This window comes from Gilliamella sp. BG1 (assembly GCF_046635625.1).
Classification (GTDB): domain Bacteria; phylum Pseudomonadota; class Gammaproteobacteria; order Enterobacterales; family Orbaceae; genus Gilliamella; species Gilliamella bombi.
Genome location: NZ_JBIDFG010000014.1, coordinates 53,054 through 74,016, shown reverse-complemented (window position 1 = coordinate 74,016; position 20,963 = coordinate 53,054). Strand labels below are relative to the sequence as shown.

The window sequence follows — 20,963 nt, the reverse complement described above, 5'->3', positions numbered from 1 at the left end:
TAGAATAAAGTAATACAAGCTGAATTAAGGATAACTCATGAGATTATGTGACAGAGATATCGAAGCATATTTAAAAAATGGTAAATTAAAAATAACACCACAGCCTGCAGCAAGCTGTATTAATGGTGCGACTGTTGATGTTAGATTAGGTAATCAATTTCGTACTTTTCGAGAACATACTACACCTTATATAGATTTAAGTGGTCCAAAAGAAGAAGTATCTGCAGTCTTGGAACGAGTGATGAGTGAAGAAATAGTATTACCTGAAGGTGACGCCTTTTACTTACATCCTGGTGAGTTAGCATTAGCTGTAACTTTAGAATCAGTCACTATTCCTGACGATTTAGTTGGCTGGTTAGATGGCCGTTCATCGCTTGCTAGATTAGGTCTAATGGTTCACGTTACAGCTCATCGTATCGACCCCGGCTGGCAAGGACAAATTGTATTAGAATTTTATAATTCAGGAAAAATTCCATTAGCACTTAGGCCTGGAATGACAATCGGCGCGCTCAGTTTTGAAACGCTAACTGGTCCTGCTACAAAACCATACAATCGGAGGTTAGATGCAAAATATAAAGACCAGTATGGTGCTGTTGCCAGTCGTATTGATAAAGACTGAATAATCGATAACCATAACGAAGGAACATTAATATGATCAAAAAAATATTGGTTATTCTATTTGCTTTAATTTTAGTCATAACAATTAGTGTTGTTTCATTGATTGTTTTTGTTGATCCCAACAACTTTCGTGGGTTTATTTCTGATACAGTTAAAGATAAAACAGGATATGAATTATCCATCGATGGAAATTTACGTTGGCATATATGGCCGCAAGTGAGTATTTTAACTGATTCAATTAAGCTAACTGATGCAGGAGCTTCAAAACCCCTTTTAGCTGCAGATAATATGAGATTAGACGTTGAGTTACTACCTCTATTCTCCAAAAAATTATCAGTCAAAAATGTTTTTATAAAATCAGCAGTTATCAGTATCACCAATGAAAGTAAAGGCAATATTGCAAAAAATGGTACAAAAACATCATCTAATACGACTACGAATAAACCAACTGATTCTAAAGATCAAGAAATTTCATCTAATTGGAAATTTAGCTTAAATAAATTTGAAGTTAGTGATAGTACTGTGACATTACAACATAATAATGATTTAATTAACTTTAGAAATATTAATCTAGTGTTAGAACAAAATAGTGAAAAAAATATTTCTATCGATTTAAAAGGTAATATAGATAAAAATCAACAAGATTTATCTTATTTGATACATGCATATGTCGATTTAAATCAATTTCCAGAACAAGCGTTAATCGATTTAAAGAAATTAGATTTCATTTATAAAGGTGTAGACAATTCAACAAAAGAGCTAAAAGGTAACATTAGCGGTGTATTTAACTACCAACATCCACAAATGTTACTTAAAAGCCAAAATTTAACTTTTTCAATTAATGAAAATCATTTTACTGCCACAATAAATGCTGATTTAGCAAATAAACCATATATAAATTTGCAGTTAAATTCAGATAAAATCGATCTCACTTCGTTCTTGAAAACAAGTCAAAATTCAAATAAAGAAGCAAATCCTCAACAAACTTCACCAGTGGTGTCGAATGTCACAAAAATCAATAATGAATTAAACTTTCTGAATAATTTTAATGCTAAAGCTAAATTAAATATTAAACAGATTAATGCTAACAAAGTAACATTAAATAATATTGACATTGATATGACCAATGAGGAAGGTATTGCAATATTTAAAAAGATTAACTTTGATATTGCTAATGGCCATATAGCTGCAACTGGTTTAGCAAATGGTAAACAAAAAAGTACACTAATGAAGCTTAATACCAAAATATCCAATGTTGATTTAAATACATTTCTTAATCAATTAAATATAGCACATGATCTAGAGGGTTTATTTAACGCTACTGGAGATTTAGAAAGCAACAGCTTATCTGGTTCAAAAATCTTAGCCAACTTGCAAGGAAATTTGAATATAGTAGTAACTAATGCAAGGCTAAATAATTTAAATATTCAAAGAATCATCCAAAATACGGCAACTCAATATTCAAAGGACATCATGACTCCTGAAAATCAAAAAAAATATACTGAATTCCATAAAATTTCAGCTATTGGTAATTTGAGGCAAGGTAATTTGCAATTGTCGACATTAAATGCCAATTCTGAAACTCTTGATGTCATTGATGGATCAGGGCGAGTTGGTTTTTTAAAACAAGATTTGGATGTTAATTTGAATTTAAAAATATTAGGTGGCTGGAACGGTAAAAGTGAAACAATTAGTAAACTGCAAAAGTTAACAATACCACTACGTATTTATGGGCAATTTGCTAATCTTCATTATCAAATAGATATGAGTAAATTAATTACCGATGCACTAAGCGATAAATTACAAGACCGTTTAGACAAACTCCGCGAAAAATTAAAAACTCATGACTCTAAAGATAATTCAAAATCTAAATCTAAATCAAAAGCTGCAGATATCTTAGGCGAGCTAATAAGAAAGTAACAAGAAAAAAGGTGAAGTTGAGCAAATTCATCTTCACCTTTTTATGTTTAGAAGTTAAACTTTTTATAAAATAAACTTACTTAGATCTTCATCTGCAACAAGCTTATCTAAATGATCGCTTACATATTTAGCATCAATAGTTACAGTTTCTCCACCGAGTTCACTAGCTTCGAATGAAACATCTTCCATCAAGCGTTCCAAAACAGTATGCAACCTGCGGGCACCAATATTTTCATTTTGCTCATTTACTTGCCATGCTGATTCCGCAATTTTACGAATACCATCCGAGGTAAAATCGATGTTAACTCCTTCAGTTGCCATTAGAGCTTTATACTGAACAGTAAGTGAAGCATTTGGTTCGGTTAAAATACGTTCAAAATCTTCACTTGTTAGAGCTTGTAATTCAACCCTAATTGGTAATCTGCCTTGTAATTCAGGAATTAAATCAGATGGATTTGCTGTTTGGAAAGCACCTGATGCAATGAACAAAATATGATCCGTTTTAACAGATCCATGTTTAGTCGACACTGTACAACCTTCAACCAATGGTAAAAGATCTCGTTGTACTCCCTCACGTGAAACATCTGGGCCTGAAGAATTACCACGTTTACAAACTTTATCTATTTCATCAATAAAAACAATTCCATTTTGTTCTACTGCTTCAATCGCCTCATGTTTAAGATCATCAGGATTAACCAATTTAGCAGCTTCTTCTTCAATGAGTTGTTTGAGCGCATCTTTAATCTTCATTTTACGTGATTTTGTTTTTTGTCCACCTAAATTTTGAAACATTGACTGTAATTGATTGGTCATCTCTTCCATACCTGGAGGAGCCATAATTTCAACACCAATATTAACACCAGCTAATTCGATTTCTATCTCTTTGTCATCAAGTGAACCTTCACGTAATTTTTTGCGGAAAGCTTGTCTTGCTGTTGTATTATTATCTTCAACTTGTCCCCACCCATCTTTAGCTGGTGGTACAAGTACATCCAAAATGCGCTCTTCAGCTAATTCTTCCGCTCGATTACGATTGCGTTCAATCGCCTCTTGACGGATCATTTTTACTGCAGAATCAGTTAAATCCCGAATAATTGAATCAACTTCTTTCCCCACATAACCAACTTCGGTAAACTTAGTTGCTTCTACTTTAATAAACGGTGCATGCGCTAATTTGGCTAGACGTCTTGCAATTTCAGTTTTACCAACACCTGTTGGCCCAATCATAAGTATATTTTTTGGTGTAACTTCATGACGTAATGTTTCATCTAGTTGCATACGGCGCCAACGATTACGTAACGCAATTGCAACAGAACGTTTTGCTTTTTCTTGCCCAATAATATGTTGATTTAGTTCGCTTACAATTTCACGAGGAGTCATTTCAGACATAGTTAAATTTCTCTTAAATCAGATTAATAATTAAGTTCTTCAATTGTTTGGAAATTATTGGTATAAACACAAATGTCTCCAGCAATCGATAATGATTTTTGCACAATATCATGTGCAGAAAGTGAGGTATTATCTAGTAGTGCTCGTGCCGCTGCTTGCGCATAAGGGCCTCCAGAACCAATAGCAATTAAGTCATCTTCTGGTTGAATGACATCACCAGTACCTGTAATAATCAATGATGCACTTTCATCAGCAACAGCAAGTAGTGCCTCTAGCTTACGTAGCATTCTATCTGTTCGCCAGTCTTTAGCTAGTTCGACAGCTGCTTTAGTTAAATGTCCTTGATGCATCTCTAGTTTTCTTTCAAACAGTTCAAATAGTGTAAAAGCATCTGCTGTACCGCCAGCAAAACCTGCAATCACTTTGTTATTATATAAACGACGAACTTTACGAGCATTTCCCTTCATAATAATACGCTCGCCGAGCGTAACTTGCCCATCGCCACCTATAACCACTTGACCTTCACGACGGACACTGACAATTGTCGTCATATTCTGCTCCTTCTTTCACTTAAGTAACTTTATTCGGAATGAATAGACTATATATAGGGATGATTAATATAATTTCAACATTTTAATTTGAAGATATTGTTAATTTATTTTAAAAAAATTTCTGGAAATATAGCGTTTGCGAATAAAAACTATTTTGGTTGAAAGTCAATTGTCATTATTTTTACTTGATTATAAAATGTGCTCGCAGGTTTTGGAATAATAGCTTGTTTAGTTGCAGAAAGGGCTTCTCGACATAATGCATCATCACCACCTTTTGCACTCACATCAAGCAATAAACCATCGGGTGCAATTTGAATTTCTAATACACAATTTCGGCCACTATATAATTTATTAGGATTAATAAACTTATTACTAATCGCATTTTGAACTAATGATTTGTATTTATTTAGCTCTCCATCAGAAACACCTTTACGACTAGCAGCACCACCTGATGGATTAGATGTGCCTGATGTTAACCCGTTTAGTAAATTATCAAGTTCTTTATCTTTTTTAGCTTGTGCAGCTCGCTTAGCTTTATCGGCAGCAGCTTTTTCAGTGGCTTGCTTTTTTGCTTGCTCTTCTTTCTCTTTAGCTAACTCAGCTTGTTTTTGTTCATTTTCAATTCTCTGCTTTTCTATAATTTCCTGTTCGGCTTTAGCTTTAGCTTCTTGTTCAGCTTTTTGTTTAATTAACTCTTCTTGTTTACGTTGATTTTCCTCACGTTGCTTTTCTAATAGCTCTCGCTCAGCTTTTAATTTAGCTTCTTGCTCAGCTTTTTGTTTAGCCAATTCCGCTTGCTGTTGTTCTAAACGCTGCTTTTCAGCTTGTCTTTGCTGCTCTTCTAACTGTTCTTTAGCTTTACGTTCATCTTCTTCTTTTTGCCTTGCTACCCGTGCCGCCTGTGCAGCCTCTGCCTCTTTCTTTTGTAGTTCTTCTACTTTTAAGCGCTCTCTTTCTAACTCTTTAAGTCGTTGCTGTTGAGCCAGTTGCTGTTCTTGTAAAGCTTGAGCCTGCTCTTCTATTTGTTGCTGCCTTTGTTGCTCAGCCCGTTTTTGGCTAATCTGTGTTTTTAGTTGTCTTTGGTATTGTTCATCCATTACAGAAGGATCAACCATAATAGCATCAATAGAATTGCCGTTAAAGCTACCATAATTAACATCATTACTATACATAACTCGGTAACCTAAAATAATAATTAAAATCATATGTAGTATAATAGATATTACAATAGCTATACTTAATTTTGAATTTGACTTATGAGACATTGCTGACATCTTTTATAATATTTAAATTGGTTGAGTCATTAATCCTACAGACTTAACACCTGCTGATTGTAATAAATTCAACGCTTTTATAATTTCTTCATAGGGAACATCTTTAGCTCCACCAACTAAAAACACAGCCTTTTCATTAAGCAACATCTGTTGCTTAACTTCTGCAACAATTTTTTCTTGTGGTAAATTAGCTTGACGGTCCTGCTCAATAATTAGAGCATAAACTCCAACGCCTGACACTTCAATAATGATTGGTTTAGTTTCTGATGGTGAAATCGTCTTAGATTCCGATGCTTCAGGTAGATCAACTTCAACACTTTGACTAATAATTGGTGCCGTTGCCATAAAAATAAGCACTAATACTAATAGTACATCAAGTAAAGGTACTATATTGATCTCAGATTTAGTCGAATAACGAGAACGTCTGCTTCTACTCATAATTATTTCCTAACAGCAACTGCTTGGCGTTGTAAAATTGCAGAAAATTCATCAATAAAGTTAAGATAGCTTTGTTCAATTCGACTCACACTCAATGATAAACGATTATAAGCAAGTACGGCAGGAATAGCAGCAAATAGACCAATTGCGGTTGCAATTAATGCTTCAGCAATCCCTGGCGCAACCATCTGTAACGTTGCCTGTTTAACTGCACCTAAAGAAATAAATGCATGCATAATTCCCCAAACAGTACCAAACAAACCAATATATGGACTAATAGAACCTACTGTACCTAGAAAAGGAATGTGTAATTCAAGGATATCAAGTTCACGATTCATAGCCAAACGCATAGAACGGGATGCTCCATCTAAAGCAGATTCTGCCATATTTGGATTAATTTGATAAAGCCGTGAAAACTCCTTAAAACCTGAATAAAAAATATGCTCTGTACCACTAATTTCTTCTTTATAAAATTTCGCTTTATCAAATAAAATATTTAAATCATCAGCAGCCCAAAAACTATTATCAAATTCCTCAACTTGTTTTTTAGCTTTTCCTAAAATCTTACTCCGTTGAAATATAATAGCCCATGATATAACAGAAAAAGTAAGTAGCAATAACATAACACATTGTACTAACAACCCCGCTTGCAAAAATAGATTAATAATGTTCAGATTTTCCACTTATATAAACTCCAAAACTAATAACTTAGGAAGCCCGCATGGCTTCATCTTAGCGATATCTACACAGGCAATAAGCACATCTGCTGTGCTGATAACTCGTTCATTTTGATTAACAATAGTCTGTTTGAAAATAATAGATGCTTTGCGAGTTTGATCCACCTTAGTACTAATAGTAAGCATATCATCTAAACGAGCAGGAAAATGGTAGCTAATATCCATTTTTTTAACAACAAACGCAATATTTTCTTGTAATAAGGTCTGTTGGCTAATTCCTAGTTGTCTTAAAATTTCAGTCCTTGCTCTTTCAAAAAATGCTAGATATCTAGCATGATAAACTACACCGCCTGCATCTGTGTCTTCATAATAAACTCTTGCATTCCAATTGAATTGTTTCATATCCAAATCACACTAATCAAATTTGGTGTTATTATATCTGAATATAAACTTCGCTGCACTATGATATAAAAAACAGCAAATGAAAACAATTATCATTTTCCTTTATTGCTAATATTTTACTTACTAATTAAAAAGGTGACTATTTGTCACCTTTTTATTAATTTATACTTGATATTATTTGTTATTAGTTTCTTTTTCGCTACCCCTTTCAACTAACAAACCTGTAACAGCCGATAGCATACATGCAGCAATAATTCCTATAAACCACAAAATGTAATACATAATAGTTCCTTAATAAAGAGAATGTTTATTATTTTCAATATGATTTTTATCTAGTCTTCCAAACATTTTGATATATGACCAAATAGTGTATATAAGGACAATAGGTAAAAATATAAGAACCACAATAAACATAATATTAAGTGTTAATTGGCTTGATGATGCATCCCATATTGTTAAACTTGCATTTGGCATAATGCTTGAAGGCATAATAAATGGAAAAGTTGCAATACCATAGGTAAATAAAACACAGGCAATTGTTAATACTGATGAAATAAATACTAATGCATTTTTGTTTAGACTAGAAAAAAGAATAGTAAGCAGTGGTAACACCATACCTAAAACAGGGACTATCCATAAAACTGGATAATTCAGATAGTTATCTAACCATGAAGCATCAGTAGAAACTGTTTTAGTCAATGGATTAGATGCTGCATTATAATCAATCACACTGGTAACTTCATAACCATGAATGCCAAATGCAACCCAAACTCCAGCCAAAACAAATGCAATTAACATTACTAAGCTAGCAATTTGTGTAGCCTTTCTGGCTCTTAAATAAAGTTCCCCTGATGTTTTCATTTGTAACCAAGCACCACCATGAGCAACAAATAACATTAAGCTAACAACGCCAGTCAACAATGCAAAAGGATTAAGCAAACCAAAGAAGTTACCATCATAAAATACACGATAAGAGTTATCAAATCGGAAAGGAACACCTTCTAATAAGTTACCAAAAGCAACACCAAAAACTAATGCTGGCACAAAGCTACCTGCAAAAATACCAGCATCCCATAAATTACGCCATTTTGAATTTTCTAGTTTACTGCGATAATCAAAACCAATTGGTCTAAAAAATAGCGCACAAAGAACTAAAATCATTGCAATATAAAAACCAGAAAACGACGCAGCGTATACCATTGGCCAAGCAGCAAATATTCCTGCACCAGCAGTAATTAACCATACTTGGTTACCATCCCAATGAGGAGCAATTGCATTAATCATAATGCGACGTTCTGTATCAGTCTTACCAATAAACGGTAATAAAATACCAACGCCCATATCAAAACCATCCGTTACAACAAAACCGATTAAAACAACACTAATCAGCACCCACCAGATGACGCGTACAATCTCGTAATCAATCATTGTGTATACTCCCTATGTCCTATCTGTTACCGGTTGTGTTTTTTCATAATGATAATTGCCTGTGCCTAAAGAACTTGGCCCTAAGCGAGCAAATTTAAACATTAAGAATAATTCAGCAATTAAGAATAGTGTATAAAGTCCACAAATAAGAACCATAGTGAATAACACTTCACCTGCTGTTAATGAAGAATTTGCTACTCCAGTCGGTAAGATGTCTTGAATTGCCCAAGGTTGGCGTCCATACTCGGCAACAAACCAACCTGACTCACATGCCAGCCAAGGGAACGGTAAAAAAAGAATTAATATGCGGTGTAACCAACGCTTTTCACCAATTTTATTTTTATAAGTAGTCCATAAAGCAAACCCAGTACCCAAAATCATTAATACACCAAGGCCGACCATAACTCTGAAAGCCCAAAATAGTGGCCAAACTGTAGGAATTGAGTCTTCTACCGCAGCCTTTATATGTTCTTCAGTAGCCTGAGGTATAGCCAAATTATCACGATCAGTAAAACGTTTGACTAAATAACCATAACCTAAATCAGATTTATTATCTTCAAAAGCTTTCAGTACATTAGGGTCTTGATTACCCTGATGGATCTTCTCCAAATTACTATAGGCTAATATCCCATTGCGAATTCTTTTTTCATTATTTGCTAAAATATCTTTTAATCCTGTTACTTGAGTATCAAGTGAACGAGTGGTCATTATTCCCATAACATATGGGATCTCTATTGCAAACAAGTTTTCTTTATTGCTTTGTGATGGAAAAGCAATAACATTAAATGATGCTGGTGCAGGTTGAGTTTCCCATTCTGCTTCAATTGCTGCAAGTTTAGCTGGCTGAACAGTTGTCATCTCATGACCAGCTTCATCACCCATAATCGCCACAACGATTGACATAATAAATCCAAATGTGGCTGCAACAGCGAAAGATCGTTTGGCAAAGGCAACATCACGTTTTTTTAACAAATAGTAAGAGCTAATACTTAAAATAAAAATAGCACCTGTTAAATAACCTGCTGCAACAGTATGAACAAATTTATATTGAGCAACTGTATTAGTAATTAACTCATAGAAATTAGCCATTTCCATGCGTGAATTAATAGGGTTAAATTCAGAACCTATTGGGAATTGCATCCAACCATTAGCGACTAAAATCCAAAGAGCTGAAAGGTTAGAGCCAAATGCGACACACCAAGTTACCATTAAATGTTTACCACGGCTTAATCTATCCCAACCAAAGAAAAATAAACCTACCATGGTTGATTCTAAAAAGAATGCCATTAAACCTTCAATAGCTAACGGTGCACCAAAAATATCTCCCACATAATGCGAATAATAAGACCAGTTAGTACCAAATTGAAATTCCATGGTTAAACCTGTTGCGACACCTACTGCAAAGTTGATACCAAACAGTTTACCCCAGAATTTTGTCATATCTTTCCAGACTTGCTTACCACTAACAACGTATACCGTTTCCATAATTGCTAGCATAAACGCTAATCCTAGCGTTAATGGAACAAAAATAAAATGATACATTGCAGTAAGAGCAAACTGGAGCCGTGAAAGTTCTACTATATCTAGCATAAACGCTCCCTAATCCTTAAATGCTCACAAATTTTTACGTTATTGCCAAGCATTATACACCGATAATCACAGAATAAAATTGATATACATCAAAAAATTTATATTTTGAGTTGTTTTTTTACTGCATCACCTATATCGGTAAGGCTTGTTACAACTGTAATACCTGCAGATTGCAATGCTTTAGATTTTTCTACCGCTGTTCCTTTCTTTCCTGAAATAATTGCACCTGCATGCCCCATACGTTTTCCTGATGGAGCTGAAACACCAGCAATATAAGCTATAACAGGTTTAGTCACATGTTTTTTAACATATTCAGCTGCTTCTTCTTCAGCACTACCACCAATTTCACCTATCATTACAATAACTTCAGTTTTAGGATCTTGCTCAAGCAATGCTAAAATAGAAATAAAATCACTACCAGGTATAGGGTCACCTCCTATACCTATACATACGGATTGCCCTAAACCAATATCCGTTGTTTGTTTAACCGCTTCATAAGTTAACGTTCCAGAACGCGAAACAATGCCAACCTTTCCAGCACGATGAATATGTCCAGGCATAATACCAATTTTACATTCATCAGGAACAATAATACCAGGGCAATTTGGTCCAATCATTACGACATCATTTTGTTGTAACTTTGCCTTAACAACAAGCATATCTAGAGTTGGAATACCTTCAGTAATACAGACTATTAGCTTAATGCCTGCATCAATCGCTTCCAAAATAGAATCCTTACCAAATGCTGCTGGTACATAAATAACACTAGCTGTTGCACCAGTTGCAACAACCGCTTCTTTAACAGTATTAAAAACAGGTAAACCTAAATGGGTTGTTCCACCTTTACCTGGCGTCACACCACCAACTAACTTAGTACCATAGGCAAGCGCTTGTTCAGAATGAAAAGTTCCCTGACTACCAGTAAATCCTTGACAGATAACTTTTGTTTCTTTATTAACTAAAATTGACATAATAACTATTCTCCATGCGTCCTATTATTTGGCAACAGCAACAATTTTTTGGGCCGCATCTAGTAAACTTTCGGCAGTAGTAACATTTAATTTACTTTTAGCTAAAATTTCTCGAGCAAGCTGTGCATTGTTACCTTCAAGGCGAACAACAACAGGAACAGTAAGACCTATTTCTTTAATTGCACTGATAATTCCATCGGCGATTAAATCGCAACGAACAATACCACCAAAAATATTAACCAAAATCGCTTTCACGTTTTTGTCAGATAATATTAACTTAAATGCTTCAGCAACACGCTCTTTCGTTGTGCCACCCCCAACGTCCAAAAAGTTAGCAGGCGAACCACCATGTAATTTAATAATATCCATAGTTGCCATCGCAAGACCTGCACCATTAACCATACAACCAATATTGCCATTTAAAGATACATAGCTAATACCTTGTTTTGCGGCAATTGACTCACGTTCATCTTCTTGAGTTGTGTCCCTTAAAATATTTAAATTAGGATGTCTAAAAATGGCATTATCATCTAACACAACTTTTGCGTCCAAACAAATTAGTTCATCGGAATCAGTAATCACTAATGGATTAACTTCAGCTAATGAAACATCATTTTCTAAAAATAGTTTTGCAAAATTAACAAATAACTTTGTAAATTGATTAATTAATTTACCTGTTAATCCCAATTTGAACGCAAGTTCACGCCCTTGGTAAGCACAGGGACCAGTTAACGGATCAAGTGAAGTTTTATAAATTAAATATGGTGTTTTTTCAGCAACGCTTTCAATATCAACACCACCTTCTGTCGAAGCCATAATTACTACACGCTTGGAACTACGATCAACCACTGCTCCTAAATAAAGTTCTTTCTGAATATTAGACGCTTTTTCAATTAAAATCTTATTAACTGGTTGACCTTTATCGGTGGTTTGATAAGTAACTAGATTTTGCCCTAACCATTTTTCAGCAAATTGCATTATTTCACTATAGTTTTGAGTACAAATAACACCACCAGCTTTACCCCTTCCCCCTGCATGAACTTGACATTTAGCAACCCAAGCTCCTAAATTTGTCCCTGAAGATAATTCAGCTAATGTATCTTGTATTTCACCGATTGAGTTACAAACATACCCTTCAGGTACAGGCAAATTATATTGTTTAAAAAGATATTTAGATTGATACTCATGCAAATTCATAATGAAATTCCACAGCCTAATTTAATATAAAAAATAGGCAATAATTTTAATGCAAGATAAATAAATTGTATAGCACATAATAACTTATGTTCTGTGTAATTTAGAATTATTGCTGATAATAAGTGACAATGATATACTCCTAAAATATTTTAATATCATAGATAGTAAAGGTACAAATATGAAACAAGTTGGTATTTTTTTTGGTAGTGATACAGGTAATACAGAAAATGTAGCAAAGCAAATCCAACTCATTTTAGGTAGTGACAAAGCTGATCTTTTCGACATTGCAAAAGCCACTAAAGAAAACATTGAACAATACGATTACCTATTTTTCGGTATTCCAACTTGGTACTATGGTGAATCTCAAGCTGACTGGGATGACTTTTTTCCCAATTTAGAAAAAATTGATTTTAGTGGTAAAACAGTGGCTATCTTTGGTTGTGGCGATCAAGAAGACTATGCAGAATATTTCTGTGATGCTATGGGAACACTCCGCGATATTATTGAACCTAAAGGAGCAAAAATTGTTGGACACTGGTCAACCGAAGGTTATAGTTTCGAAGCATCTAAAAGCTTAATTGATGACACTCATTTCATTGGTTTAGCCATTGATGAAGATCGTCAACCAGAATTAACTGAAGAACGTATTAACAATTGGGTAAATCAAGTCAAAACAGAAATGAAAATTTAGTCTATTGAATTGATTTCTTTTATTTACCGTACATAGTTCCTATAATGAATTATGATCAATAAATTAATTGGGAAGTAATATGACAAATCATGATAATGATAATAACGAAGCACTCAAAAGTGCTGGTTTAAAGGTTACGTTACCACGATTAAAGATTTTAGAATTATTACGAGATCCTTCATGCCAACACATTACTGTAGAAGATCTTTACAAAAAACTACTTAATATGGGAGAAGAAATTGGACTTGCTACAGTTTACCGTGTTTTGAATCAATTTGATGATGCTGGAATTGTTACTCGTCATAACTTTGAGGGTGGCAAGGCAGTATTTGAACTAGCAACACAACAACATCATAATCATTTAATTTGTTTAGATTGTGGCGAAGTATTTGAATTTCGTGATGATATTATCAATGCTAGACAAAAAGAGATTGCTGAACAATATGGTGTTAATTTAACTTTTCACAGTTTATATCTATATGGCCATTGCCAGTCGGGTGATTGCAAAGCCCATCCCGAACTTCATCACAAAAAATAAGCCTATTCCAATAGGCTTTTTATTTAGAATATATCAATTCATCTTTAGTGCTAGGACAATAATTGAATGAAACAACTTTTAAATTTTATTCCTCTTGTATTCTTTTTTGTATTTCTAACCAAGTATGATATTTTTGTTGGCGTTCAAGCATTAATGATTGCTGCTACCTTGTGTTTTCTTCTTGTTCTAATTTTATATAGAAAATTAGATAAAGTAGAACTAATTTCTTATCTGATGGTTATGGTTTTTGGTGGATTCACACTCTATATGCGTGATCCCAATATTATTAAATGGAAAGTAACTATTATTAATTTCTTATTTGCCTCAGCCCTATTAGTTAGCCAATTTTTTTTCAAAAAAAACCTACTTCAAACAATGTTAGGTAAAGAAATACAACTAGAGACCAACATATGGAATAAATTAAATTTATTATGGATCTTCTTTTTTATATTATGTGGCACCATTAGTTTAGGTGCGACCTATTACATGACAGATGATTTCTTTTGGATATTTAAAGTATTTATTTTACCTGGTGCATCCTTACTATTATCGTTGATATCAGGTATCTATATCTATAAAAATATGAATAAAGATACCGAAAATAAATAAATTGTACATACGGAGTAATTTAGCATGACACAAAATATAGCCCCTAAAGGTCAATTAGTACTTAGAACGCTAGCAATGCCTGCTGACACTAATCCGCATGGTCACATTTTTGGTGGATGGATAATGTCTCAAATGGATCTCGCTGGAGGTATTTTATCAAAAGAAATAGCCAGAAATCGAGTTGTAACCGTTAATGCTAGTAGTATTACATTTTACAAGCCCGCAATGGTAGGAGATGTTGTTTGTTGTTATGCTCATTGCATCAAAACAGGAAAAACCTCTATCACAATTGGTATTGAAGTTTGGGTTAAAAAAGTCATAGATACATCGGATTCAACACAACGGTTTTGCATAACAGATGCCGTATTCACATATGTTTCAGTAGATAAACATAATAATCCAAAACCATTACCTGAAGTATTTCAAAATTATGATTGTACTAAAGATCCAATAACCAAGTTAAACCTAACTGATAGCTAATTAAATATGCAATTTACCTCATTTCATGCATTAATTAGTACTTTGATCTTCCTTATTTATTGGCTGATCATTGTTTCAACAACTTTACGGATTGTCTTTAAGCGAAGACCGACAACTTATGTTATTGCATGGATGCTGGTTATTTATATTTTACCGCTTGTCGGTGTGATTCTTTATTTTTCACTGGGCGAAGCTCACTTGGGTCAGCAACGAGTTAAACGCGCACAAAAAATGCGCCCGACTATTTCCAAGTTTATTAACCAACTAAGTGACTTTCCTGACATATTCACCAACAAAGTTAGCCAAGTCAGCAAACCGATTTTTCAACTTTGTAAACATCAAACTGGTCTTGATGGAATTAATGGCAATCATATTGAGTTACTGAGTGAAACAAACAGAATTTTTAACCGTTTAATTGATGATATAAATCATGCGACATCAAATATTGAAATGGTATTTTATATATGGAATGAAGGTGGTCGTGCTGATGATGTCGAGCAAGCACTTATTCAAGCAACTAAACGAGGTGTAACTTGCCGATTAATGGTTGATTCTGCTGGTAGCAGACATTTTATTAAAAGTAATGCTAGTAAAAGAATGCGTGCTGCAGGCATCATCATTGTCGAAGCCTTACAAGTAAATTTACTTCGATTTATGTTTAGGCGATTAGACTTACGTCAACACCGCAAAGTAGCTATTATCGATAACTATATATCTTATACTGGTAGTATGAATATTGTCGATCCGCTTTTCTTTAAACAAAATAAACATGTTGGCAAATGGGTTGATATCATGGTCAGAATGAATGGTCCCGTTACAACCCTTATGGGTGCCTTATATGCCAGTGATTGGGAATTAGAAACTGGCAAATATTTATCACTACCGAAAATTACTGATTTCGCTGAACCACCTGAAGATAATAAACACATTATGCAATTAATCGCATCGGGTCCAGGTTATATGGAAAACATGATCCACCAAGTATTATTAACAGCAATTTATTCGGCACAAGAACAAATTATTTTCACTACACCTTATTTAGTACCAAGTGATGATATTTTACATGCTGTATGCACAGCTGCACAGCGAGGTGTTGAAGTCATTATCATCATTCCCAAAAATAATGACTCACTAATGGTTAAATGGGCAAGCCGAGCTTTTTTTGCTGAATTATTAAATGGTGGAGTAAAACTCTATCAATTCAATGATAATTTGCTACATACCAAAAGTGTTTTAATTGACAATCAATTAAGTCTTGTCGGTACTGTCAATTTAGATATGCGCAGTTTATGGCTTAATTTTGAAATTACAACTGTGATTGATGATGCAGAGTTCGCTAAATCTTTATCAAATCTTTTACAAAAATATTTATCTAATTCAGATGAAATAAACACCAAAGAGTGGAATCAACGCCCTATTTGGCAACGCATTGTCGAGCGGCTTTTTTACTTTTTCGCACCTTTGTTGTAATTATTAACCTATTTTAAACTTATTATGATTACTAACTACTAATAACCATTTTGAGAAACATCAGGCAAAAACTGATTATCCTTTAATCGATAAACATCACTATCAATAGAACCATCAATCTTAAGTGTGATTTCCCGCCAACCTGGTGCATCGTCGCTTGATAATTGAAAATCGTAACATTCAGGTTTAAATTGAAAACAAGTGGAAGGAGTTGAAAATGCCTTACAATTATGCCAAACATAATCTTGTTTTTGATGAATATGTCCCCACCCAATTCCTTTTACATTGGGATGTTTTTGAATAATTTTCTCTAACTGGTCACTATTTTTTAAAATATGATGATCTAACCAATAGCAACCAGAATTAACTGGATGGTGGTGTAAAAAAACTAATGCATTTCTATTAGGATGTTCAGTTAAAACATTATGTAAAAACTTAAGTTCAGATCCAGACAAAAAACCGTAAGCCTGACCAACAACTTGGCTATTCAATAAAATAATTAGCCATTTATCTCCCAACAAAACTACCTTATTATCAACAAGTTGATAATTTGCAAACACATCTTGCATATACGAATAATTATCATGATTGCCAGCCAGCCACACACAAGGAGTATCAAATTTAATTATTTGTTCCGCAAAACGAGCATAAGCTTTTTTAGAACCATCTTGTACAAAGTCACCAGTTGCTACAATTAAATCAAACTTATTATTACTACGTTCAACTTCATTTATAACCGCTAGAAAACTTGCATTAGAATTAACACCAAGCAATGAAGCATTGTCATCAGCGAAAAGATGAGTATCAGTTATATGTAATATTTTACCGTAATTTTTATTACAGATTGGAAGTTTTAGAAATGACTCCAAAATTCACCCCAATTGTCTATTAATCTATAATCATGGTTAATAATGTCAACAACACAATAGACATTGTGACTGAAAAAACAATTTATTATAAATCCTAGCATTCTATTAAAGTGTAAAATAGTTCTCACATTTATGAAAGAAATAATTAAAAATGATGCCTAAAAAGTTATTTCCACTCTTTTCTTAACAGCTCATGATTAAGTTCTAGCCACTGAAGCGCAATAATTGATGCAGCATTGTTAATCACTCCATCTTTAACCCATTGATAAGCTTGAGTTCGACTTACTACATGAACTTTAATATCTTCACTTTCTTCGTCAAGACCATGAATGCCTTCAGCGGTTGATGAGTCAACTTCACCCACCAAAATGTGCAATTGTTCAGTTAAACCTCCAGGAGATGCTAAATAACTGATGATGGGTTTACATCGACCAATAACAACTCCCGCCTCCTCCATTGCTTCACGTCTTGCTACTTCTTCAAATGATTCATTCTCATGATCCATCATACCTGCAATAAGTTCTAGTATCCAAGGACTATCTTGGGTTTCAATCGCAGCAATCCGGATTTGCTCAATTAGCACAACTTCATCACGTTTTACATCATATGCTAAAAGTACAACCGCATGCCCACGTTCTAAAATTTCACGAGTTACAATCTCACTAATTGAACCATCAAATTTTCGATATTGAAAACGATATTCAAGCAAAGAAAAAAAACCTTTATACAAGATTCGTTTTGTTAAATTGAACACATCATTTTTGTCAAAATTTACCAAACTGTCTTTAATTTTCATAAAAGCTCCCGAATTTAAACTGAATTTGAATAAAAAGTGCGAATGACACACAAACTATACTTACTATATACTAATTATCTGTTAAAATTACGCTATTAAAAATACTACTATATTTTAATGATTTTTAAAGAGAAGATTGATGAAAAAAACCTTAACCTTTTTAATTGGCTTAGCGTTAAGCCAATCTGTCTTTGCTGAAAATTTGATACAAGTTTATGAACAAGCAAAAGAAACTAACCCAGATCTACGCAGTTCATTAGCTGAAAAAAATAAAGCATACGCAGCAATTTCAGGTTCTCGAGCAAGTTTACTACCACAAGTTGGTTTAAGTGCTTCCTACGGTGTTACTCATGGTCGACGTGATAACAGTGGTATAAAATCTAAAAGTGGCAACTTATACCAAATCGCAGTATCACAAAGCATTTTTAATTTCTCAAATTGGAAAGCCTTAGATATTACTAAAAAACAAGCAAGTATTGCCGATATTGCCTATCAATACCAAGGTCAAACATTAATCTTAAATACTTCTGTCGCTTATTTTAATGTATTAAAAGCACTTGATGCATTAAGCTTTATTGATGCACAGAAAAAAGCAATTGGCCGTCAGTTAGAACAAACGCGTCAACAACATCAAGTTGGTTTAGTTGCAATCACTGATGTACAAAACGCTCAAGCTAACTATGACTTAACTGTTGCACAACAAGTTAATGCATTAAATGATCTAAATAATGCCATTGAAGCACTGCGCCAAGTAAGCGGTCGTTTTTATTCAAGTTTAGCAAGTGTCAATACCAATACATTTAAAACAGAATCACCAGCACAAATCAGCGCACTGTTAAAACAATCTGAAAAATCTAATCTTAATTTATTAACCATGAAATTAAATCAAGACATCGCACGAGAACAGATTAAACTCTCACAGGCGGGACATTTACCTACAGCAAGTTTAGATGCATCAACTAATTTGAATAAAACTGACAGATATGGTAACAACATCACACCTGGAGCACATAGAGGCAAATCTTATTCAGGGAACAACTATGTTGGCGTCAGTGTAAACCTACCTATCTTTTCAGGTGGTGCAACAATGTCTAAAGTTGAGCAAGCACAACAAAATTACGTGAGTTTTAGCGAAAAATTAGAAAGTACCAATCGAGGTGTAATTAATCAAGTTCGCTCATCATACAATAATATTTCATCATCAATAAGTGCCATCAAAGCTTATCAACAAGCGGTAGTTTCTGCACAAAGTTCATTAGAAGCAACCAATTCTGGTTATCAAGTAGGAACAAGAACAATTGTCGACGTATTAACTGCAACAACTCAACTATACAGTTCTAAACGAAATTTATCAGATGCAAAATATAACTATTTAACCAGTTTACTACAATTAAAATATGCAGTAGGAACCTTAACTGCCAACGATTTAGTTTATTTAAACAATATGTTAGGTAAAGAAGTGAGCACTTTAGTGACGATAAAATAACTATTGGTTCTTTTATGACAACTGTTAAAAAAGGCGAGCAAATCGCCTTTTTTATTATGTATAAAAAACACACCTATTACGATATTGCATTCAACACAAATTCAATAAATGTTTTTAGTTTTGGTGGTTGCTGACGATCAGCAGCACAAATCATATTAAGCGGCTTGGCAGGTGGTAAAAATTTTTGTAATATGGGAAATAATTTTTTCTGCTTAATTGGTTCTTGTAACATAGATTTTGGCAACATGGTGATACCTAGTCCTTCAATCGCAGCTATCGCTAACGCTGAAGTCTGATTACTTTGAAATGTCCCTGATATAGGAATATTAACTATTTCACCATTAATCATAAACGACCAAACATGATCTTTTTTATTCTGATTCACATATTGGTAAATCAAGCATTGATGTTTTTGCAAAACGAAATATAAACCTTATTGTTATTGCAAGAAGACAAGAAAATTTGGCACTTTTACAACAAGAAATTGCAAAAATTTCCCCAGCATTAGAAGTAATTATAAAACTTTGTGATTTATCACAACCAACCAACGCTTATTCCCTTTTTAATGATTTAGACAGCTATTTTATTGAAACATGGATTAATAATGCCGGTTTTGGTCATTACGGCAGTGTTAGCGATCAAGATTTAGGAAAAATCGAATCAATGCTTCATTTAAATATTGAAGTCCTAACAATTTTTTCAACACTGTATGTACGTAAATATCAAAATGAATCTGGGACACAACTAATAAACATCTCCTCCCTGGTGGATATACACTCGTTCCTAATGCGGTAACCTATTGCGCAACAAAATTCTATGTCAATGCCTTTACCGAAGGGCTAGCACAAGAATTAAAGCAAGCTAACGCCCAATTAACCGCAAAGGTGTTAGCTCCGGCCGCGACAAAAACAGAATTTGGTGAAAAAGCCAATAATGTCAGTAACTACAATTATGATGCAAGTTTTACCAAGTACCATACAGCAAAGCAAATGGCCGATTTTTTACTGGCTTTATACGATAGCAACAAAGTTATTGGTGAGATTAATACAAAAGATTTTTCTTTTTCACTAAAAGACAGTATATTTCCCTATTCAGGAAATCCGTCAGAAAATCAAAAGTAAGAAAATAATGAATTTACAAGTAATGTTAAATCGAACAGCAAAATATGATTTTTAGCAAAATTGAACTTTGGCAGTCGTTATTTTGATTGCCAAATTTCAGGATAAAAAGAGAAACATAGCATATTGATTTAAAGTGAAGTTTTATTTACTTCGATCAAAAAATGGCGTTTAAATGAAATTGGGCGCCAGATATGAAATAGGTTTCTAAGTGTAAACGGAAAGGTTTTTATAGGCTTTTTAAAAAGTTTAAGCAACCAACCATCAGTCCCCTCAACGACATAAATTCAAAACTTGAATGGCAACACATTTATAATAAAAAAAACAGCCCCAAAAAAACTAACGCTACAATTATTTATCAAATAAGCAAATTTTATACTGAAACGCATAGTTTCCTGAAACATCTTAACAAGTATATTAACTTGTTAAGATGCAGTTTTTATAATAAAGA

At 33.7% G+C, this 20,963-nt stretch carries 21 protein-coding genes and 1 pseudogene; 9 read left to right on the top strand and 13 right to left on the bottom strand.

What is annotated here, in order from left to right:
* The first annotated feature begins 37 nt into the window (after nucleotides 1–37).
* Both dcd and asmA read left to right on the top strand, forming a co-directional pair.
* Entirely contained in the window at nucleotides 38–619 is a 582-nt protein-coding gene (gene dcd, locus ACGH80_RS08945) for a dCTP deaminase (protein ID WP_411630981.1), read from the top strand.
* Between the two features lie 32 nt (nucleotides 620–651).
* Nucleotides 652–2,538 carry an outer membrane assembly protein AsmA gene (asmA, locus tag ACGH80_RS08940; RefSeq protein ID WP_411630980.1) on the top strand — a complete coding sequence of 629 codons (1,887 nt, stop codon included), beginning with the start codon at nucleotides 652–654 and terminating at the stop codon, nucleotides 2,536–2,538.
* A gap of 63 nt (nucleotides 2,539–2,601) precedes the next feature.
* On the opposite strand, the gene hslU is transcribed toward asmA, so the two are convergent.
* The 10 genes from hslU to sucC form a co-directional block, all read right to left on the bottom strand.
* Nucleotides 2,602–3,927 (bottom strand): HslU--HslV peptidase ATPase subunit, encoded by a 1,326-nt coding sequence (gene hslU, locus ACGH80_RS08935; RefSeq protein WP_065589521.1) that lies wholly within the window; start codon nucleotides 3,925–3,927, stop codon nucleotides 2,602–2,604.
* A 23-nt stretch (nucleotides 3,928–3,950) separates the two neighbouring features.
* Nucleotides 3,951–4,478 (bottom strand): ATP-dependent protease subunit HslV, encoded by a 528-nt coding sequence (gene hslV, locus ACGH80_RS08930; protein WP_025316169.1) that lies wholly within the window; start codon nucleotides 4,476–4,478, stop codon nucleotides 3,951–3,953.
* 149 nt (nucleotides 4,479–4,627) lie between these two features.
* Nucleotides 4,628–5,743: a cell envelope integrity protein TolA gene (gene tolA, locus ACGH80_RS08925; RefSeq protein ID WP_174798595.1), complete on the bottom strand. Its 1,116-nt coding sequence runs from the start codon at nucleotides 5,741–5,743 to the stop codon at nucleotides 4,628–4,630.
* Nucleotides 5,744–5,764: 21 nt separating this feature from the next.
* Entirely contained in the window at nucleotides 5,765–6,190 is a 426-nt protein-coding gene (gene tolR / locus ACGH80_RS08920) for a colicin uptake protein TolR (protein ID WP_065574447.1), read from the bottom strand.
* A gap of 2 nt (nucleotides 6,191–6,192) precedes the next feature.
* Entirely contained in the window at nucleotides 6,193–6,873 is a 681-nt protein-coding gene (gene tolQ / locus ACGH80_RS08915) for a protein TolQ (protein ID WP_411630979.1), read from the bottom strand.
* Nucleotides 6,874–7,269 carry a tol-pal system-associated acyl-CoA thioesterase gene (gene ybgC, locus ACGH80_RS08910; RefSeq protein ID WP_141671007.1) on the bottom strand — a complete coding sequence of 132 codons (396 nt, stop codon included), beginning with the start codon at nucleotides 7,267–7,269 and terminating at the stop codon, nucleotides 6,874–6,876.
* Nucleotides 7,270–7,560: 291 nt separating this feature from the next.
* Nucleotides 7,561–8,697 (bottom strand): cytochrome d ubiquinol oxidase subunit II, encoded by a 1,137-nt coding sequence (gene cydB / locus ACGH80_RS08905; RefSeq protein WP_034909746.1) that lies wholly within the window; start codon nucleotides 8,695–8,697, stop codon nucleotides 7,561–7,563.
* Between the two features lie 12 nt (nucleotides 8,698–8,709).
* A complete protein-coding gene (locus ACGH80_RS08900; RefSeq protein ID WP_174798596.1) occupies nucleotides 8,710–10,287 on the bottom strand; it encodes a cytochrome ubiquinol oxidase subunit I in 1,578 nt (525 codons plus the stop codon).
* 98 nt (nucleotides 10,288–10,385) lie between these two features.
* Complete coding sequence (sucD, locus tag ACGH80_RS08895; protein ID WP_174798597.1) at nucleotides 10,386–11,258, bottom strand: succinate--CoA ligase subunit alpha; 873 nt, start codon at nucleotides 11,256–11,258, stop codon at nucleotides 10,386–10,388.
* Nucleotides 11,259–11,282: 24 nt separating this feature from the next.
* Entirely contained in the window at nucleotides 11,283–12,455 is a 1,173-nt protein-coding gene (gene sucC / locus ACGH80_RS08890; protein WP_174798598.1) for an ADP-forming succinate--CoA ligase subunit beta, read from the bottom strand.
* 178 nt (nucleotides 12,456–12,633) lie between these two features.
* Here sucC and fldA point away from each other — a divergent pair, with 178 nt between their 5' ends.
* The 5 genes from fldA (at nucleotide 12,634) to cls (ending at nucleotide 16,243) form a co-directional block, all read left to right on the top strand.
* Nucleotides 12,634–13,146 (top strand): flavodoxin FldA, encoded by a 513-nt coding sequence (gene fldA / locus ACGH80_RS08885; RefSeq protein ID WP_034909753.1) that lies wholly within the window; start codon nucleotides 12,634–12,636, stop codon nucleotides 13,144–13,146.
* 79 nt (nucleotides 13,147–13,225) lie between these two features.
* Complete coding sequence (gene fur, locus ACGH80_RS08880) at nucleotides 13,226–13,684, top strand: ferric iron uptake transcriptional regulator (RefSeq protein WP_034909755.1); 459 nt, start codon at nucleotides 13,226–13,228, stop codon at nucleotides 13,682–13,684.
* Between the two features lie 66 nt (nucleotides 13,685–13,750).
* Nucleotides 13,751–14,293 (top strand): inner membrane-spanning protein YciB, encoded by a 543-nt coding sequence (locus ACGH80_RS08875; RefSeq protein ID WP_065610175.1) that lies wholly within the window; start codon nucleotides 13,751–13,753, stop codon nucleotides 14,291–14,293.
* A gap of 24 nt (nucleotides 14,294–14,317) precedes the next feature.
* Entirely contained in the window at nucleotides 14,318–14,773 is a 456-nt protein-coding gene (gene yciA / locus ACGH80_RS08870) for an acyl-CoA thioester hydrolase YciA (RefSeq protein WP_065560601.1), read from the top strand.
* Nucleotides 14,774–14,779: 6 nt separating this feature from the next.
* Nucleotides 14,780–16,243: a cardiolipin synthase gene (gene cls / locus ACGH80_RS08865; RefSeq protein ID WP_411630977.1), complete on the top strand. Its 1,464-nt coding sequence runs from the start codon at nucleotides 14,780–14,782 to the stop codon at nucleotides 16,241–16,243.
* 38 nt (nucleotides 16,244–16,281) lie between these two features.
* On the opposite strand, the gene cpdA is transcribed toward cls, so the two are convergent.
* Nucleotides 16,282–17,112, bottom strand: a complete 831-nt coding sequence (gene cpdA, locus ACGH80_RS08860) for a 3',5'-cyclic-AMP phosphodiesterase (protein WP_411630975.1) — start codon at nucleotides 17,110–17,112, stop codon at nucleotides 16,282–16,284.
* A gap of 166 nt (nucleotides 17,113–17,278) precedes the next feature.
* On the bottom strand, nucleotides 17,279–17,908 hold the full coding sequence (gene nudF / locus ACGH80_RS08855) for an ADP-ribose diphosphatase (protein WP_085164382.1): 630 nt from the start codon (nucleotides 17,906–17,908) through the stop codon (nucleotides 17,279–17,281).
* 139 nt (nucleotides 17,909–18,047) lie between these two features.
* Between nudF and tolC the strand changes: the two genes are divergently transcribed.
* Nucleotides 18,048–19,394: an outer membrane channel protein TolC gene (gene tolC / locus ACGH80_RS08850; protein ID WP_411630973.1), complete on the top strand. Its 1,347-nt coding sequence runs from the start codon at nucleotides 18,048–18,050 to the stop codon at nucleotides 19,392–19,394.
* A gap of 76 nt (nucleotides 19,395–19,470) precedes the next feature.
* Here the strand turns inward: tolC and ACGH80_RS08845 are convergent, their stop codons facing one another.
* On the bottom strand, nucleotides 19,471–19,812 hold the full coding sequence (locus tag ACGH80_RS08845) for a LysR substrate-binding domain-containing protein (RefSeq protein WP_411630972.1): 342 nt from the start codon (nucleotides 19,810–19,812) through the stop codon (nucleotides 19,471–19,473).
* Here ACGH80_RS08845 and ACGH80_RS08840 point away from each other — a divergent pair.
* Nucleotides 19,782–20,515: pseudogene (locus ACGH80_RS08840) on the top strand (SDR family NAD(P)-dependent oxidoreductase). The gene ACGH80_RS08845 and the pseudogene ACGH80_RS08840 sit on opposite strands and share 31 nt — an antisense overlap.
* Nucleotides 20,516–20,963 lie beyond the last annotated feature (448 nt).

Excerpts from the sequence above, each read along its gene's own strand:
- cls (WP_411630977.1), top strand. The coding sequence starts at position 14,780 with ATGCAATTTACCTCATTTCATGCATTAATTAGTACTTTGATCTTCCTT.
- nudF (WP_085164382.1), bottom strand. The coding sequence starts at position 17,908 with ATGAAAATTAAAGACAGTTTGGTAAATTTTGACAAAAATGATGTGTTC.
- hslU (WP_065589521.1), bottom strand. The coding sequence starts at position 3,927 with ATGTCTGAAATGACTCCTCGTGAAATTGTAAGCGAACTAAATCAACAT.
- cydB (WP_034909746.1), bottom strand. The coding sequence starts at position 8,697 with ATGATTGATTACGAGATTGTACGCGTCATCTGGTGGGTGCTGATTAGT.
- tolR (WP_065574447.1), bottom strand. The coding sequence starts at position 6,190 with ATGAGTAGAAGCAGACGTTCTCGTTATTCGACTAAATCTGAGATCAAT.
- fur (WP_034909755.1), top strand. The coding sequence starts at position 13,226 with ATGACAAATCATGATAATGATAATAACGAAGCACTCAAAAGTGCTGGT.
- ybgC (WP_141671007.1), bottom strand. The coding sequence starts at position 7,269 with ATGAAACAATTCAATTGGAATGCAAGAGTTTATTATGAAGACACAGAT.
- fldA (WP_034909753.1), top strand. The coding sequence starts at position 12,634 with ATGAAACAAGTTGGTATTTTTTTTGGTAGTGATACAGGTAATACAGAA.
- sucD (WP_174798597.1), bottom strand. The coding sequence starts at position 11,258 with ATGTCAATTTTAGTTAATAAAGAAACAAAAGTTATCTGTCAAGGATTT.
- asmA (WP_411630980.1), top strand. The coding sequence starts at position 652 with ATGATCAAAAAAATATTGGTTATTCTATTTGCTTTAATTTTAGTCATA.
- sucC (WP_174798598.1), bottom strand. The coding sequence starts at position 12,455 with ATGAATTTGCATGAGTATCAATCTAAATATCTTTTTAAACAATATAAT.
- ACGH80_RS08900 (WP_174798596.1), bottom strand. The coding sequence starts at position 10,287 with ATGCTAGATATAGTAGAACTTTCACGGCTCCAGTTTGCTCTTACTGCA.
- dcd (WP_411630981.1), top strand. The coding sequence starts at position 38 with ATGAGATTATGTGACAGAGATATCGAAGCATATTTAAAAAATGGTAAA.
- hslV (WP_025316169.1), bottom strand. The coding sequence starts at position 4,478 with ATGACGACAATTGTCAGTGTCCGTCGTGAAGGTCAAGTGGTTATAGGT.
- ACGH80_RS08875 (WP_065610175.1), top strand. The coding sequence starts at position 13,751 with ATGAAACAACTTTTAAATTTTATTCCTCTTGTATTCTTTTTTGTATTT.
- tolC (WP_411630973.1), top strand. The coding sequence starts at position 18,048 with ATGAAAAAAACCTTAACCTTTTTAATTGGCTTAGCGTTAAGCCAATCT.
- yciA (WP_065560601.1), top strand. The coding sequence starts at position 14,318 with ATGACACAAAATATAGCCCCTAAAGGTCAATTAGTACTTAGAACGCTA.
- tolA (WP_174798595.1), bottom strand. The coding sequence starts at position 5,743 with ATGTCTCATAAGTCAAATTCAAAATTAAGTATAGCTATTGTAATATCT.